Origin of the sequence: Aurantiacibacter sp. MUD11 (assembly GCF_026967575.1) — a bacterium.
Lineage (GTDB): Bacteria > Pseudomonadota > Alphaproteobacteria > Sphingomonadales > Sphingomonadaceae > Alteraurantiacibacter.
The window spans coordinates 686,412-701,807 of record NZ_CP114054.1 but is presented as its reverse complement, the minus strand read 5'-3'; the positions used below and the strand labels follow the sequence as shown (position 1 = coordinate 701,807).

Below are 15,396 nucleotides of genomic sequence, written 5' to 3'. Positions count from 1 at the left end.
CGATTGCCCCGGTTTTGCTTGTTTGGCGAGGCTGCTGCTGCAATAGGTTGCGGCCGTAGATAGACTTTGTCCGACGATGCACGGCTTCGCAAATCCCGCCCGGTTCCTGAGAATCGCCAAGTGGCTCACGCCGCTCCTGCTGGTCAGCGGGCTGCTGCTGACGGGCGGTGCTCTGCTGTGGGGCTATACCCAGGTCCCGCCCGACCGGCTGATGGGCGAGACGGTGCGAATCCTGTTTGTCCATGTGCCCGCCGCCTGGCTGGGCATGGGTGGCTGGACCGCGATTGCCTTGGCCAGCCTCGTCGAACTGGTGTGGCGCCACCCGCTGGCCGCCATCGCCGCACGCGCCGCCGCGGTGCCGGGGGCCACCTTCACCGCGATCTGCCTTGCCACCGGCTCCATCTGGGGACGTCCCACCTGGGGCACCTGGTGGGTGTGGGACGGTCGGCTGACCTCCATGCTGGTGCTGCTGTTCCTCTATTTCGGTTATATCGCGCTGTCCGGTTCGCTGGCGCGCGAAGGCCAATCGAGCCGCATCGCCGCGATCTTCGGCCTCGTCGGCGCAATCAACATCCCGATCATCAACCGCTCTGTCGTGTGGTGGAACTCGCTGCACCAGCCGCCCAGCATCACCATGGGCCAGAGTGCAATCGACCCCGTCTTCCTGTGGCCGCTGCTGGCTGCCACCCTCGGCTTCTCGTTGCTGTTCGGCAGCGTCGTGCTGGCCCGGATGCGCACCATTCTGGCGGACATCCAGGCGGAGGCGCGCCTGCGACGCAAGGCGCAGAAGGCCGAATTGCAGGCAGGGGAGGTGCCCGCATGAGGGAAGCCCTTGACCAGATGTTGTTCGTGAATGCGGCATTCGGCCTTACCGTGGTCGGCACGGCGCTGCTGGTAGGACTCAGCTTTGCCGCCATGCGCCGGGCAGAGGAACGCCGCGACAAGGCAAAGAAGAAATGACGACAGGTCTCAAACCCAAACACCAGCGGCTGGTCCTGCTGGTCATCGCCCTCATCGCCATCGTCGGCGCCGGCCTGCTGGCCGCCTATGCGCTGCGCAACCAGGCAAACTACTTCTATGTACCTGCCGATATCGCCGCCTCTCCGCCCGAGCCGGGGCAAGCCATCCGTCTTGGCGGCATGGTGGAGAACGGCTCGATCCAGACCGCGGCGGACGGCATCACGGTGGAATTCGTGGTACAGGATGGCGAGGCGAGGGTGCCCGTCACCTACACCGGCATCGTGCCCGACCTGTTCGTCGAAGGCTCCGGCGTGGTGGCGGAGGGCGCCATGCGGGCCGACGGTGTCTTCGTGGCCAGCAACCTGCTGGCCAAGCATGACGAGAACTACATGCCGCGCGAGCTGGAGGGGATGACCACCGCAGAAATGCGCGAGGAGCTGGAAGCGACCGTCGAATGATTGCCGAAATCGGTCTTGCTGCCCTGTGGCTGGCCGCCGCGCTGGCCGTGTTGCAATTGCTGGGCGGCTTCATTGGCGCGCGCGATGCGGAGAACGAAGTCACCGCGCTGGTGCGGCCTGCCGCCATGCTGCAGGCATTGCTTTGCGCGATCGCCTTCGCCGCGCTGTTGTGGGTGTTCGCCGTCACCGACCTGTCGGTGAAGCTGGTCACCAGCAATTCGCACTCGATGAAGCCGTTGATCTTCAAACTCTCGGGCGCGTGGGGCAACCACGAAGGTTCGATGCTGCTGTGGATCACCGTCATGGCAATAGCCGGCGGTGCCATTGCGCTGATCGAACGGCGCCTCCCTGAAAAGACGATGATGGCGACGCTTGGCGCGCAGGCTTTCGTTGGTCTCGGCTTCTATGCCTTCCTGCTGCTTTCCTCCAACCCGTTCGAGCGCATCTCGCCCGCTCCGGCGGAGGGTAACGGCCTCAATCCGCTGCTGCAGGATATCGGCCTCGCCTTCCACCCGCCCACGCTCTACATCGGCTACGTCGGCCTGTCGGTGGCATTCAGCTTTGCCGTTGGCGCGCTGCTGACGCGCAATGTCACCCCCGATTTCGCTCGCGTCATGCGCCCTTGGGTGCTGGCAGCGTGGATCTTCCTCACTATTGGCATCACCGCCGGTTCCTACTGGGCTTACTACGAACTGGGTTGGGGCGGCTGGTGGTTCTGGGACCCGGTGGAGAATGCTTCGCTGATGCCGTGGCTGGCCGCGACGGCGTTGCTGCATTCGGCCAGCGTGCTCGCTGCGCGCGACGCCTTGCGCACTTGGACGATCATGCTGGGCGTGGTCGCCTTCTCCATGAGCATGGTCGGCACCTTCCTCGTCCGCTCGGGCGTCCTCACCTCGGTGCATGCCTTTGCCGTCGATCCGGAGCGCGGCAGCTTCATCCTTGCGCTGCTGGTGCTGTATATCGGTGGCGCTCTGGTGGTTTTCGCCCTGCGCGCCAATACCGTGGCGGAAGGGGAGCGTTTCTCCATCCTCAGCCGCGAAGGCGCGCTGGTGTTCAACAACGTCGCGCTGTCGGCGATCCTCGGCATCGTATTGCTGGGCACGCTTTACCCGCTGCTGACCGAGGCTTTCGACGTGCGCGTCTCCGTCGGTCCGCCGTACTTCAACCCGGTGGGGGCGATCTTCTTCCTGCCCATGCTGGTGGTGCTGGCGGTCGGCCCGCTACTGCGCTGGCGCAAGGACGAGTTCGCGCGAATCAAGCTGCCGGTGGCGATCACCGGTGCGGTGGCCGTCGGCGTGCTGGTACTGGTCATCGCGCTGGGCGACATCGATATCCTGCCGCTGCTGGGGCTGGTGCTGGCGATTGCCGTGGGCGTGGCCAGCTTCATGCCGCTGCGTGGTCGCAGCCTGCGCCGCACTCCGCTGGCGATCTGGGGCATGTGCGTGGCGCATTTCGGCGTTGCTGTCGCGCTGTTCGGCATGGCCGCCGACACTGCCTTCCAGCAGGAACGGCTGGTGGCGGCCAATCCGGGTGACACGGTGGACGTGGGCCCGTGGGAAGCCACGCTTGCCTCGGTCAGCCCCGTGGCCGGCCCGAACTGGACAGCCATGCAGGGCGACCTCTTCGTATCCTACGAGGGCGGGCGCGCGATCGAGACCTTCCCGCAGTCACGCAGTTTCTGGGCTCCCCCGCAGGAGACCAGCGAAGTCGCGCTCGTCACTCGCTGGAACGGGCAGCTCTATGTCGCCATCGGCAACATGGCAGAGGATGGTCGCTGGCAGCTGCGCCTGTGGTGGAAGCCGTTCGTCACCTTCATCTGGTATGGCGGCCTGCTGATCGCGCTGGGTGGCGCACTGGCGCTGGTCGGGCGTGTCGTGGGTGACCTGCGTCGCCGCGCCGCGGCCAAGGCCGGCGAGAACCTGCCTGACGAGGAAGAGGTGGCCGTCGCATGAAACGCCTGCGTTACTCGCTCTGGATCATCGTCGGCTTCGCTGCCGCGCTGTTTGGCCTGTTCGCCTACCAGCTGACGCAGCCGAAGGATGAATTCGTCGAAAGCGCCATGGTGGGCGAGCAGATCCCTGCGTTCGACCTGCCGGCCATCGTCGAAAGCCGTCCGGGCCTTTCCAGCGTGGACCTGGCGGACGGGGAGCCACGGTTGCTCAATGTGTTTGCCAGCTGGTGCATCCCCTGTGCGGCCGAGGCGCCGCAGCTGGAGGAGCTGGAGCGCGCCGGTGCCAATATCGTCGCCGTCGCCATTCGCGACCGGCCCGAAGACGTCGAGCGCTTCCTGGCGATCTACGGCAATCCCTTCACGCGCATCGGACGCGACGACATTTCCGAAGTGCAGCTGTCCATCGGTTCCTCCGGCGTGCCGGAGACCTTCGTGATCGATGGGGAAGGGCGCATCACCTACCAGCACATCGGCGACATCCGCGAAGATGACGTAGCGGTGCTGCTGGAAGAACTGCGGAAGGCTGGCGCATGATCCGCTGGTTCGCCACCTTGCTGGCGCTCGCCATCTCCGTGCCGGTTGCGGCGCAGGACCGCATGCCGCCCGCGCCCTATGCCTACACCCAGCTGGAAGACCCGGCGCAGGAACAACAGGCGCGTGAGCTGATGGAGACGCTGCGCTGTCTCAAGTGTCAGAGCCAGTCCATCGCCGACAGCGATGCACCCATGGCGGGCGACATGCGCCACCAGGTCCGTTCGCGGATCGAGGCCGGCGAGAGCCCCGACGAAATCCGCGCCTGGCTGGTGTCGCGCTATGGCGACTATGTTAGCTACGAGCCGCAGATCAGCGAGACGACCTGGCCGCTGTTCGCGATCCCCATCGTGCTGCTGCTGCTGGCGGGCACCGTGTTGTTGCGCCGTGTCGGACGCGGCGGAAAGCAGGAAGACGCATGACCTGGCTCGCTGTCATCGCCCTGGCGCTGGTCGCCTTCGCGCTCGCTGCCTTCGGCTTCGGCCTTGCGCGTAACCTGTGGACCAGCCTGCTGGCCGCGCTCGGCTTCGGCCTGGCGGGATATGCGCTGCAGGCCAGCCCCGATTTGCCCGCCGCGCCCAAGTCCGCCGACGAGGCGCAGCAGGAGCAGGCATTCGATGTCGTTGCCGCCCGCCGCGAATTCGTGCCGCAGCGCGACTGGTCACCGTCGCAGTTCATGGTGACGTCCGACGCCATGGCCCGGCGCGGTCGCTATGAAGAGGCGGCGCGGATGCTGGCTGGCGTCACGCGAGAGAACCCGCAGGATTTCGAGGCCTGGCTGGCACAGGGCATCGCGCTTACCGAACATGCCGACGGCTACCTGACGCAGGCTGCGCTCTATGCCTACCAGCGTGCCGCCACGGTCAAGCCCGACAGCCTCGCTCCCGGCTATTTCCTTGGGGTGTCGCTGGTTCAGCAGGGCCGGCTGATGGAAGCACGGCAGGTATGGCGCGAGACGCTGGAATCCGGGCCTGAGGATGCCGAGGGCCGGGCAGGTCTGGAAGAGCGCCTGTCGCGACTCGACGGAATGCTGGGGGCGATGAACGCTGCCGCGCAGGCTGAAGCTGTCCCGCCGGAGGACGGCGCAGAGTAATGCTGCGCTGCAATATGTTGCGAGGCGTGCGCGCTGCTGCTAACGCCGCCGCTTCGCTGCCCGAGAAAGGGCCAGATGGGCTTTAAATCCATATGAGCGCAGCCGGACAAGACCGGGAATCAGCCAAGTTGAAGCTCGCCGCCGGTGCCATTGGCATCGTTTTCGGCGATATCGGTACGAGTCCGCTCTACGCATTCCGCGAGACTTTCCGTGGGGCACACAGCCTGCCGATCGACGACCTGCACGTGCTGGGCGTTGTCAGCCTGATCTTCTGGTCGATGACGCTGGTCGTGGCGATCCAGTACGTCACCATTCTGATGCGCGCGGACAATAACGGGCAGGGTGGCAGTCTTGCTCTCGTCGCGCTGCTTTCGCGTAGCTTGGGCAAGACCAATTACGGCTGGCTGATCGTTCTGCTGGGCGTCTTCGCGACCGCGTTGTTCTACGGCGACAGCATGATTACGCCCGCAATTTCAGTGCTTTCTGCGGTGGAAGGCCTGACGGTGGTGGACCACCGGCTGGACCCCTTCGTCATCCCGATTGCGCTGGTGTTGCTGATCTTCCTGTTCATCCTGCAGAAGCGCGGCACGGCCAAGGTCGGTGCGCTGTTTGCACCGGTGATGATGATCTACTTCACGGTCATCGCTTTTCTCGGGATCGTGCAGATCTTCGGTACGCCGGAAATCCTCTGGGCGCTGAACCCGTGGTACGCGATCCAGTTCTTCATCACCGACAAGGTCTTTGCCTTCCTCGCCCTGGGCTCCGTGGTGCTGGCCGTGACCGGTGCAGAAGCGCTCTATTCCGACATGGGCCACTTCGGCCGCGGCCCGATGAAGCTGTCCTGGTTCGGGTTCGTCATGCCCTGCCTGTTGCTCAACTACTTCGGCCAGGGTGCGATGATTCTCGGCCTGCCCGATGCAGCAGCGGAAGAGGCCATCATGAGCCCGTTCTTCTTCCTTGCCGACGAGGCCTATCGCCTGCCGCTGGTGATCCTCGCTACCTGCGCGACCTTCATCGCCAGCCAGGCAGTGATTTCGGGCGCGTTCTCGATCACGCACCAGGCCATTCAGCTGGGCTTCGTGCCGCGCCTGTCGATCCGCCACACCAGCGACGAACATTCGGGCCAGATCTACATCCCGATCATCAACTGGGCGCTGATGTGCGCCGTGATCCTGCTGGTGCTGACTTTCCAGAACTCCTCCAACCTCGCCAGCGCATATGGCATCGCGGTAACGGGGGCGGTGACAATCGATACCCTGCTGATGGCGGTGCTGTTCATCGGCGTGTGGAAATGGCCCAAGTGGATAGCCATTCCCGTCGTGCTGGTGTTCCTCATCGTCGATGGTGCCTACTTCGCCGCCAACCTGACGAAGGTGCCCGATGGCGGCTGGTTCCCGCTGATGGTGGGTGCGATCGCCTTCACTATCCTCACCACCTGGTCGAAGGGCAGGAAGCTGATGCGCGCCCGCATGACCGAGGCTGGCCTGCCACTCGACATTTTCGCCAAGTCGGCCCGGTCCAGCACGGCGCGCGTGCCGGGTACGGCGATCTTCATGAATTCCGCCTCCGCCGGCACGCCTTCGGCGCTGCTGCACAATATCAAGCACAACAAGGTGCTGCATGAACGCGTGGTGGTGCTGACCGTGGCCATCCAGGACGTGCCCTACATCGACGAAGCGGATCGCTGCTCGATCGAGGAACTGGGCGACGGCTTCTTCCGCGTGGTGCTGCGCTATGGCTTCATGCAGGAGACCGACGTCCCCGCCGCCCTGCAACGGCGCGAGATGTGCGGCGGCCCGTTCGACATGATGCAGACCAGCTTCTTCCTCAGCCGGCAGACGCTGCTGGCGGCGGACAAGCCCGGCATGGCCGTATGGCGCGAGAAGCTGTTCGCGTGGATGATGCGCAATTCGGCAACGCCGATGGAATTCTTCCGCCTGCCGACCAATCGCGTGGTAGAATTGGGAAGTCAGGTCGAAATCTAGGGAGGTGTGCGATGGACGCAGCGGCTGCAAGATCAGGTTTCCATTGGCGACTTGCCGGTTGGGGACTCGCGGCAGCGCTGCTGTTGCTGCCTGCCATCGCCATGCAGTTTACCGACGAGGTGGCCTGGGGCCCGGGCGATTTCGTGGTGATGGGCGGCCTGCTGCTGGGCCTTGGTGCCGCGATCGAGCTGTTCTTTCGCCTGCCCTTGAGCGGCACGCTCCGTCTGGCTGCCGTGGCAGCCGCCTTCGGCGTTTTCCTGCTGGTCTGGGCCGAACTGGCCGTGGGCATCTTCTGACCGCCTAGTCGCGGACAGGCTCGGCCACCTCGGCCTCTCGTTCGAGCATTTCCTCGCGCGTCAGCTCGCGCCGCATCACGAAAGTCCCGTCGAGGTCCAGCAGGCTCCAGACACCCTTGATGACCTGCCCGTCCTCACTGACGCTGCCGACATAATCGACAGGATGGGAGTAGTGGCGCGATGCGCCCGGGGTGTAGGTCTTGGTGAAGTCCACCCCCGTGCCATGGCGCAAACCCACCAGATCGGCTTCCAGCGTGCCGCTTTCGACCGTGTTCGGTTCGATGATGGTGCCTGTCAGGCGCCCGCCATGGTCCTCGATAATGGCAAGGAACGGCGTGACCGGACCGGTATCGCGCGGATAGGCGTATTCGCCGCTCCACTGGCCGGAAAGGTCATCGGCGCTCACGCGGTTACTCGTGGGGCGGGTTCTGGACGACTTCCTCGGTGTCCTCCAGCGAGAGGCCGTGCCGCATCAGCATGGGCACCTGGGTGAAGGTGAAGAGGAAGGTGAGCGGCAGGAACAGCCACAGCTTTGCCGCCAGCCACGTTTCAAAGCTGACAGTGAACAGCAGGGCGGTGTTGACCACGGCCAGCACGATGAAGAACAGGCCCCAGTTGCGCGACAGCTTCAGCCAGCCCTCGTCGCTCAGGCCTTCGAACGCGGCTTCCAGCAGCACCTTCAACAGCGATTTGCCCCGCGCATAGCCACCCAGCAGGAAGGCGGCGAAGAGCACGTAAATGATGGTCGGCTTCCACTGGATGAAACGTTCGTCCTGGAAGTAGATCGTCAGCGCGCCGAAACCGACAATCAGCGTGGTCGAAACCCACAGCATTGGGCTGACCTTGCCCAGCCGCAGCTTGCTGACGGCCAGCGCGATCAGCGAGGCGACGATGAAGGCGCCGGTGCCGTTGATGACGGCAAGGATCTCGCCCGCCGTGTCCTCCCCGGCATTGTCGGGGGAGTAGTACTTGTAGACCAGGAAGAACACGAGCAGCGGCCCGTAGTCGACCGCGACGTTGAGCCAGCCGGACTTGGGCTTCTGCTTGGGTTCGGTCTGGGCGGGTTCGTCAGCCATCAGGCCACTCCTGCAATCACGCGCGCCACCAGATTGGGATCGAAGGGGCGCAGATCTTCCAGCGTCTCGCCCACGCCGATGGCATGGATGGGCAAGCCGTACTGCTCTGCCGCAGCCACGAGCACGCCGCCGCGGGCCGTGCCGTCCAGCTTGGTCATGATCAGGCCGGTGACACCGGCGACTTCCTTGAAGATCTCGATCTGGCCGAGGACATTCTGGCCGTTGGTGGCGTCAAGCACCAGGATCACGTCATGCGGTGCCTCTGGATTCAGGCGGCCCAGCACTTTCCTGATCTTGGCCAGTTCGTCCATCAGCTCGCGCTTGTTCTGCAGGCGACCTGCAGTATCAACGATCAGCGCGTCGGTGCCGATTTCGGTCGCCTTCTTCACTGCGTCGAACACGATGGAGGCGGGGTCGCCGCCTTCGGGCCCGGTGATGATCGGTGCGCCGATGCGGTCCGCCCACACCTTCAGCTGACCGATGGCGGCGGCGCGGAAGGTGTCACCGGCTGCCAGCATCACGCTGTAATCGTCTTCCTTCAGCCAGTGGCCGAGCTTGGCGATGGTGGTGGTCTTGCCGCTGCCGTTGACGCCGATGACGAGGATCACTTGCGGGCGCGGGAAGGCGGTGATTTCCAGCGGTACGGCGACGGGACGCAGGATGGCGGCGATTTCCTCCGCCACGGCTTCCTTCAGTTCACGCTCGGTGATCGAGAGACCGAAACGCTTCTCCGCCAGCTTGTCGCGAATGCGGGCAGCGGCGCTGGGGCCGAGGTCCGAGACGATCAGTGCATCCTCGATCTCGTCGAGCGTCGCATCATCGAGCTTGGCCGTGCGCATGGTGGTGGCGACCTTGGCGACGATGGAGGCAGGCTCCGGCGAAGGCGTGGTAGCGGGGGCCGGAGTAGGAGCCGGAGTCGGTTCCGCTTCTGCAACCGGTTCGGGAGCTGGTTCTGGCGCCTGCTCTTCCGCCTGCTCTTCCTCGACGATCGGCTCTGCCGATTCGACTACCGCGGACAGGTTCTCGGACAGGCGGTCCGAAGTCTTGCGGAAGCCTCCGAACAGCCTTTCGGTCCAGCTCTTGCTCACAGCAGCAAACCTTCCTCGACGCGCGTGGGCGTCACAGTAACAATGGTTCCGGGAGCCGCGCCTTCCGGCACCGCGACCCGTGCGAAGTTCTCCGCATAGCCCGTGCCGTCCGTCTCGGTAAGGACCGTAAGGCGGGTGCCCACAAGGCTTTCCAGCCACGCGGCGCGGGCCTTGGTGACGGCAGCGCGCAGATCTGAGGCGCGGGCCTTGATCAGCGCGCGGTCCAGCTGCGGCATGCGCGCGGCAGGCGTGTTGGGCCGCGGCGAATAGGGGAAGATGTGACCGTGCACGACCGGCAGCTCGGCGATGATCGAGCTGTTGTCAGCATGGTGTTCCTCGGTTTCGGTCGGGAAGCCGGCGATCAGGTCCGCGCCGATGGCCAGATCGGGACGACGATCCTTCAGGCGCTGCACCAGGTCGATGGCGTCATGGCGTAGGTGCCGCCGCTTCATCCGCTTCAGGATCAGGTCGGCACCATGCTGCAGGGACAGGTGCAGGTGCGGCATCAGGCGCGGTTCGGAGGCGAACATTTCGAACAGCAGTGGATCGATTTCGACTCCGTCGAGCGACGACATGCGCAGCCGCTGGAGCTGGGGGAAGGTGTCCAGCACGGCGCGCACCAGTTCGCCCAGCGGCGGTGCGCCGGGCAGGTCGTGGCCCCAGCTGGTGACGTCGACGCCGGTCAGCACGACTTCGGGTGCGCCCTGGTCAAGGTGCCGCTCGACCTCTTTCAGTACCTCTTCAATCGTCATCGACTGGCTGCCGCCGCGCCCCTGCGGGATGACGCAAAAAGTGCAGGAATGATCGCAGCCGTTCTGCACGGCGATGAAGGCGCGGGTGTGCTTGGGCGGCACCGGCTGGGTGCGTTCCGGCACGTTCCACGCGCGGGCATCAAGCTTCTGCGTATTCGGCACCAGCCCGTCGACTTCGGGCATCGCCGCCAGCTGCTCGCGCTCGATATCGGCGGCGCAGCCGGTCACCAGCAGGCGCGCGTCGGGACGGGCACGCCGTGCCTTGCGGATGGCCTGACGCGTCTGGCGCACGGCCTCCATCGTCACCGCGCAGGAGTTGACCACAACCACGTCCCGCTCGTCAGCGAGGAGGGTGCGGATGCGCTCGCTCTCGGCGATATTGAGACGGCAGCCGAGGGAAATCACTTCGGGAGGCTGGCTCACGCGTAATCGTCCCATTCGAAGCTGCCGCGAAAGGCCTCGGTCGCAGCGCCGGTCATGGTGATGCGGTTGTCCTCGCCCCAGCCGATCATCAGCGGGCCACCGGGCAAGTGGACGGTGACTTCGCGGCCCGTCAGGCCCCGGCGCATTGCCGCGACGGCAGTGGCGCAGGCGCCGGTACCGCAGGCGCGGGTCAGCCCGGCGCCGCGTTCCCACACGCGCAGGTGAATGGTCTGGCGGTCCGCCACCGTCGCCACGTTGACGTTGATCCGGTCAGGGAACAGCGCGTCGGTCTCGATTGCCGGACCGAGGCGGGCAAGGTCGACCGTGGCCTGGTCTTCGACGAAGAAAATGACGTGCGGGTTGCCGACGTTGACGGCGGCGGGCTGCTCCAGCTCTTCCCAGCCGACCGGCATGGACAACGTGTCCATCGCATAGGCGAGGGGGATGGCATCCCAGTCAAAGCGCGGTTCGCCCATGTCGACGGCGATGCCGTTTGCATCGGGCCGGGTCGCGACAAGTCCGCCCTTGGTCATGATCGTCGCTGGCTGGCCCAGCAGCAGGCCGATGGCGCGGGTGGCATTGCCGCAGGCTTCCACCTCGCCGCCGTCGGCATTGAAGATGCGCATGCGCACCGTTGCGTCGGCATCGGGTTCGAGCAGGATCAGCTGGTCGCAGCCGATGCCCTGCCTCCGGTCGGCGATAGCGCGCGCAATTTGGCCATGGATTGCAGGCAGGGCAGCCTGGCGTGCGTCCAGCACGACAAAGTCGTTCCCCAGTCCATGCATCTTGATGAATTCGACGCGCATCAGCGCCACCTAGGGGCGTGAGGCCGCTATCGCAATGGCGAGAAGTGCCTGGTTAGCCGGCTTTGCGCTGCTCTGCGAGCTCGCCGACGGGCTCTGCCGGTTCGTTGCGCTGGCGCGATTTCAGCATGTTCAGCTCCGCAAGACGACTGTGTGTGGCCTCGCTATCCTCGGGCTGGCCGTAGAGATAACCCTGTCCCTTCAGCTTCCCCATGCCCTTGAGGTGACCAAGCACGTCGTTGTCTTCCACACCCTCTGCGGTCACCGGAAGCGACAACCCCTTACCGAGCGAAACGATTGCCTCCACCAGTTCCTTGCCATTGGCATCTCCGGCCAGTTCGGAGATGAAACTGCGGTCGATCTTGAGTCGATCGAACGGCAAGGAGCGCAACTGCGACAAGCTGGAATAGCCGGTGCCAAAGTCGTCGAGACTGATGGTGATGCCCTGGTTCTTGAGACTGGAAACGATGGAGCGCACGGCCCCGATGTTTTCGTGCAGACAGCTCTCGGTAATCTCGATTTCCAGCCGTGCCGGGGGGAAACCGCTCTCCACCAGCATGTGCAGCAGCTTCTGCGCGAACCATGGATCGCGAAGCTGGATCGGGGAGATGTTGACCGACAGCGTCAGGCTGTTGTCCCAGTCCTTGGCATCTTCCAGTGCCTGCTTGATGAGGTTTTCGGAAAGCTTGCCGATGAGGTCGATTTCCTCGGCGATGGGAATGAAGATTTCAGGGCTGACGATGCCGTAAACCGGACTCTTCCACCGGGCGAGCATCTCAAAACCCGCGAGTTCGCCGGTTTCCAGGTCGATCTGCTGTTCGTAATAGGGGACAAATTCGCCAGCCGCGATGCCACGACGAATTCCCGCTTCCAGCTCGTTGCGGAAGCGCAGCTCGTCCTCCATCTGCGGTTCGAACCAGTAGAACCGGTTTCGGCCGCGATTCTTGGCCTGGTACATGGCGATATCGGCGCGGTGGAGCAGGGCTTCGGCATCGGGTTCGGAATCCGGCAGATACATTGCGCCCGATTGGGCGAGGCCAATCGAAACCGTGGCTTCGACCGACATCTGGTTGGCGGCAATCGGCGCGGAAACGTGGGAAATGATGCGTGCAACAGCTTCTTCAACCTGGTCGCGGGCGTCGTAGTCGAACGGGAAGGCGCAGGCGAACTCATCGCCACCGATGCGCGCGAGAACGGCTTTCTCCGGCAGTAACTCCTGGATGCGCTCGGCCACGGTGGATAGCACCGTGTCACCCATGAGATGGCCGTTCAGGTCATTGATCTGCTTGAAGTTATCGAGATCTATCATCAGCACCGCGAGCTCGCGGTGGGTGCCCTTCAGTTCTTCGCGCAGCGCTTCCATGGCGGGCGGCCCGCTGCGGCGGTTGAGGCAACCGGTCAGCGGATCGCGCTCGGCCAGTTCGCGGGCGCGCTCTTCGGCCTGTCGGCGAACCTCCACCTCGTGATGCAGGTCCTTGTACCGGCGCCAGCCAAAGATCAGCAGGGCGATATTGAGCAGTACGGCATTGGTCAGCAACAGATCCGGTGCTTCGCCGAGCCCCATCCATGCCCGCATGATCTGCGGCATGACGGAACCGCCGGTGCCGACGAACAGGATGACGGCAGCAATGGCGATGCCGAGCGTGACAATATCCCGCTCCGCATTCTCTATCTTGCCCTTGTCAGGGCCGTCCTTGCTGTCCATCGCTTTTGCCAAAGGCGAGAATCCCCGTTTCCAGCGGGGGTTTATCGCGCAGCAAGTTCAACATAGGGTTAACCTGCCGACTAGGGTCGAATGCCCGATTTCCCGGTACTGTGAAGGAGAGAAAATTGCTCAATTACTGGCTGATAAAGTCCGAGCCGTTCAAGTATTCGTGGGACCAGCTGGTCGAGGATGGAGAGACCATCTGGGACGGTGTGCGCAACCATCGGGCAGCCAATAACCTGAAGGCGATGAAGAAGGGCGACCAGTGCTTCTTCTACCATTCCAACAAGGGGCTGGAGATCGTCGGTATCGCCGAGGTGAGCGAGGCGGGACTGATCGATCCCACCGATCCGGAGGGGAAGTGGCCCACGGTGAAGGTGAAGCCGGTCAAGCCGCTCGACAATTTCGTGACGCTGAAGGCCATCAAGGCCAATCCCGAGCTTGAGGGGATCGAACTGGTCCGCCTGTCGCGACTCTCCGTCGCCGAGATCACGCCCGGCGAATGGAAGAAGATCCTCGGAATGGCGAAGGGCTAGGGACTAGCCGCCACGCATTCCGCTGACGGTAGCCCCGGCGGCGGACAATTGCTCGATATCGGTGATGCAGTGGATGAGGCGGATGCCCTTGCGGCTCATCGCCTCTGCCATTGCCGTGTCGAACTGCGCGTTGTTCTCCACCCGCACGCCCCAGCCGCCGTAGCTTTCCGCCATCCTCGCGAAATCGGGATTGGCGAGGTGGGTGGACGCCTCCTGCCCCGGATACTCGCGTTCCTGGTGCATGCGGATCGTGCCGTAGGTGGAATTGTCGAACAGGATTACCAGCATGTCGCAGTCATATTGCGCCGCGGTGGCCAGTTCCTGCGCGTTCATCAGGAAATCGCCGTCACCGGCTGCCGCCACGACGCAGCGATCCGGGAAGCGTAGTGCTGCCGCGACGGCTGCCGGAACGCCGTAGCCCATGGCACCTGCGGTCGGGGCCAGTTGCGAGGGGTATCCCGCATAGCGCCAGTAACGGTGCCACCAGCCGGCGAAGTTCCCGGCGCCGTTGCAGATGATGGCATCCTCCGGCAGCAGGCGGCGGCAGGTTCCCATCGCTACTGCAAGGTCGAGATCGAACTTGGCCTCTTCGCGCGGAGTGTTCCATTCCAGCCACTCGGCATGAGCCTGCGCTCCGCAATCGAAATCGATCGCGTCGCCATCGTCCCACAGCGCGGCGCTCTCGGCGAATTCGGCCATGTCGGCGCAGACGGGCAAGTCCGTGCGATAGACGCGGCCCAGTTCTTCCGGATCGGGATGGACGTGGATCAGCCGCTGGTCCTGATGGTCCGGCGTGATGAGGGCGTAACCGTCGGTCGTCGCCTCGCCCAGGCGCGCACCGACAACCAGCAGCAGGTCCGCCGCCTTGACCCGCTCGACCAGCTTGGGGCTGGGACCGTAGCCGAGGTTGCCGGCATAGACCTTCGATGCGGGCGGTAGCGCGTCCTGCCGTCGGAATGCGGTGGCAACGGGTATGCCGATGCGCTCCGCGAATTCGGTGAAGTAATGCCGCGTACGCTCATTCCAGCCTGCGCCGCCGACGATGGCTAGCGGAGCCGCCGCGTCGCCGATCATCTGCATGATGGTGGCCATCACGTCGGGGCAGGGGGCCTGTGCGGGCCTGGTGACAGCCGGGCGCACGGGTGAGGTGATGCCATCCTCGTGCAGCATGTCCTCCGGCAGGGCGAGCACGACGGGTCCCGGTCGGCCGGAAATGGCCGTGGACCACGCGCGGGCGACATATTCGGGAATGCGCGAGGCATCGTCGATCCGCGCTGACCACTTGGCAATCGGCGCGAAGAAGGCGGGGAAATCGACTTCCTGGAAGCCCTCCCGGTCGCGCATGGAGCGGTCGACATCGCCGATGAACAGGATCATCGGCTGGCTGTCCTGCATGGCCACGTGCACCCCGATGCTGGCGTTGGTGGCACCGGGTCCGCGCGTGACGAAGGCCACGCCCGGCTGGCCGGTCATGCTGCCGTCGGCGCAGGCCATGAAGGTGACACCGCCTTCCTGCCGGCAGGTAATCGTCTCGATCTCGTCGCAGGTCGCGAGGGCGTCCAGAACCGGAAGGAAGCTTTCGCCGGGGACGGTGAAAGCGCGCGTGGCGCCCTGTTCGACAAGGCAATCGACGAGGAGTCGGGCAGCGGTCTTGCTCATGCAAACGCGGTAGCCCCGGCGCGCGGGAGCGGCAACCGGTTGCGCGAGTTACCAACCGTCCCGACGGTGGACATATGTAT

17 protein-coding genes are annotated in these 15,396 nt (G+C 64.6%); 10 read left to right on the top strand and 7 right to left on the bottom strand.

Translation table 11 applies throughout. The features are described from left to right. The first annotated feature begins 76 nt into the window (after window positions 1-76). The 9 genes from ccmC to OZN62_RS03375 all read left to right on the top strand — a co-directional run bounded on the left by ccmC (window position 77) and on the right by OZN62_RS03375 (window position 7,274). Window positions 77-823 (top strand): heme ABC transporter permease CcmC, encoded by a 747-nt coding sequence (gene ccmC / locus OZN62_RS03415; RefSeq protein WP_269101352.1) that lies wholly within the window; start codon window positions 77-79, stop codon window positions 821-823. Continuing rightward, window positions 820-960: a hypothetical protein gene (locus tag OZN62_RS03410; RefSeq protein ID WP_269101351.1), complete on the top strand. Its 141-nt coding sequence runs from the start codon at window positions 820-822 to the stop codon at window positions 958-960. Before ccmC ends, OZN62_RS03410 begins: the two co-directional genes overlap by 4 nt. Next, complete coding sequence (ccmE, locus tag OZN62_RS03405) at window positions 957-1,418, top strand: cytochrome c maturation protein CcmE (RefSeq protein WP_269101350.1); 462 nt, start codon at window positions 957-959, stop codon at window positions 1,416-1,418. The genes OZN62_RS03410 and ccmE overlap by 4 nt, the downstream gene beginning before the upstream one ends. Continuing rightward, window positions 1,415-3,370: a heme lyase CcmF/NrfE family subunit gene (locus tag OZN62_RS03400; RefSeq protein WP_269101349.1), complete on the top strand. Its 1,956-nt coding sequence runs from the start codon at window positions 1,415-1,417 to the stop codon at window positions 3,368-3,370. The genes ccmE and OZN62_RS03400 overlap by 4 nt, the downstream gene beginning before the upstream one ends. Continuing rightward, window positions 3,367-3,903 (top strand): redoxin family protein, encoded by a 537-nt coding sequence (locus OZN62_RS03395; RefSeq protein WP_269101348.1) that lies wholly within the window; start codon window positions 3,367-3,369, stop codon window positions 3,901-3,903. The genes OZN62_RS03400 and OZN62_RS03395 overlap by 4 nt, the downstream gene beginning before the upstream one ends. Continuing rightward, a complete protein-coding gene (locus OZN62_RS03390) occupies window positions 3,900-4,322 on the top strand; it encodes a cytochrome c-type biogenesis protein (RefSeq protein WP_269101347.1) in 423 nt (140 codons plus the stop codon). Before OZN62_RS03395 ends, OZN62_RS03390 begins: the two co-directional genes overlap by 4 nt. Beyond that, entirely contained in the window at window positions 4,319-4,993 is a 675-nt protein-coding gene (locus OZN62_RS03385; protein WP_269101346.1) for a tetratricopeptide repeat protein, read from the top strand. Before OZN62_RS03390 ends, OZN62_RS03385 begins: the two co-directional genes overlap by 4 nt. 92 nt (window positions 4,994-5,085) lie before the next feature. Further along, a complete protein-coding gene (locus tag OZN62_RS03380; protein ID WP_269101345.1) occupies window positions 5,086-6,978 on the top strand; it encodes a potassium transporter Kup in 1,893 nt (630 codons plus the stop codon). 11 nt (window positions 6,979-6,989) lie between these two features. Beyond that, window positions 6,990-7,274, top strand: coding sequence for a hypothetical protein (locus tag OZN62_RS03375; RefSeq protein ID WP_269101344.1), 285 nt, complete (start codon window positions 6,990-6,992; stop codon window positions 7,272-7,274). Window positions 7,275-7,278: 4 nt separating this feature from the next. Here the strand turns inward: OZN62_RS03375 and OZN62_RS03370 are convergent, their stop codons facing one another. From OZN62_RS03370 to OZN62_RS03345, 6 genes are read right to left on the bottom strand one after another with little or no spacing between them, the layout of a single operon-like run. Beyond that, window positions 7,279-7,680, bottom strand: a complete 402-nt coding sequence (locus OZN62_RS03370; protein ID WP_269101343.1) for a hypothetical protein — start codon at window positions 7,678-7,680, stop codon at window positions 7,279-7,281. Between the two features lie 4 nt (window positions 7,681-7,684). Continuing rightward, entirely contained in the window at window positions 7,685-8,350 is a 666-nt protein-coding gene (locus OZN62_RS03365; RefSeq protein ID WP_269101342.1) for an inner membrane-spanning protein YciB, read from the bottom strand. Then, a complete protein-coding gene (ftsY, locus tag OZN62_RS03360) occupies window positions 8,350-9,438 on the bottom strand; it encodes a signal recognition particle-docking protein FtsY (RefSeq protein WP_442864387.1) in 1,089 nt (362 codons plus the stop codon). The genes OZN62_RS03365 and ftsY overlap by 1 nt, the downstream gene beginning before the upstream one ends. Next, entirely contained in the window at window positions 9,435-10,628 is a 1,194-nt protein-coding gene (locus OZN62_RS03355; protein ID WP_269101341.1) for a MiaB/RimO family radical SAM methylthiotransferase, read from the bottom strand. Before OZN62_RS03355 ends, ftsY begins: the two co-directional genes overlap by 4 nt. Then, window positions 10,610-11,419: a diaminopimelate epimerase gene (gene dapF / locus OZN62_RS03350; protein ID WP_269101340.1), complete on the bottom strand. Its 810-nt coding sequence runs from the start codon at window positions 11,417-11,419 to the stop codon at window positions 10,610-10,612. Before dapF ends, OZN62_RS03355 begins: the two co-directional genes overlap by 19 nt. A 52-nt stretch (window positions 11,420-11,471) precedes the next feature. Next, window positions 11,472-13,121, bottom strand: a complete 1,650-nt coding sequence (locus tag OZN62_RS03345) for a putative bifunctional diguanylate cyclase/phosphodiesterase (protein WP_269101339.1) — start codon at window positions 13,119-13,121, stop codon at window positions 11,472-11,474. 125 nt (window positions 13,122-13,246) lie between these two features. On the opposite strand from OZN62_RS03345, the gene OZN62_RS03340 reads away from it, so the two are divergent. Next, on the top strand, window positions 13,247-13,657 hold the full coding sequence (locus tag OZN62_RS03340) for an EVE domain-containing protein (protein WP_269101338.1): 411 nt from the start codon (window positions 13,247-13,249) through the stop codon (window positions 13,655-13,657). 3 nt (window positions 13,658-13,660) lie between these two features. Here OZN62_RS03340 and OZN62_RS03335 read toward each other — a convergent pair whose 3' ends face one another. Beyond that, window positions 13,661-15,316, bottom strand: coding sequence for a thiamine pyrophosphate-binding protein (locus OZN62_RS03335; protein ID WP_269101337.1), 1,656 nt, complete (start codon window positions 15,314-15,316; stop codon window positions 13,661-13,663). Window positions 15,317-15,396 lie beyond the last annotated feature (80 nt).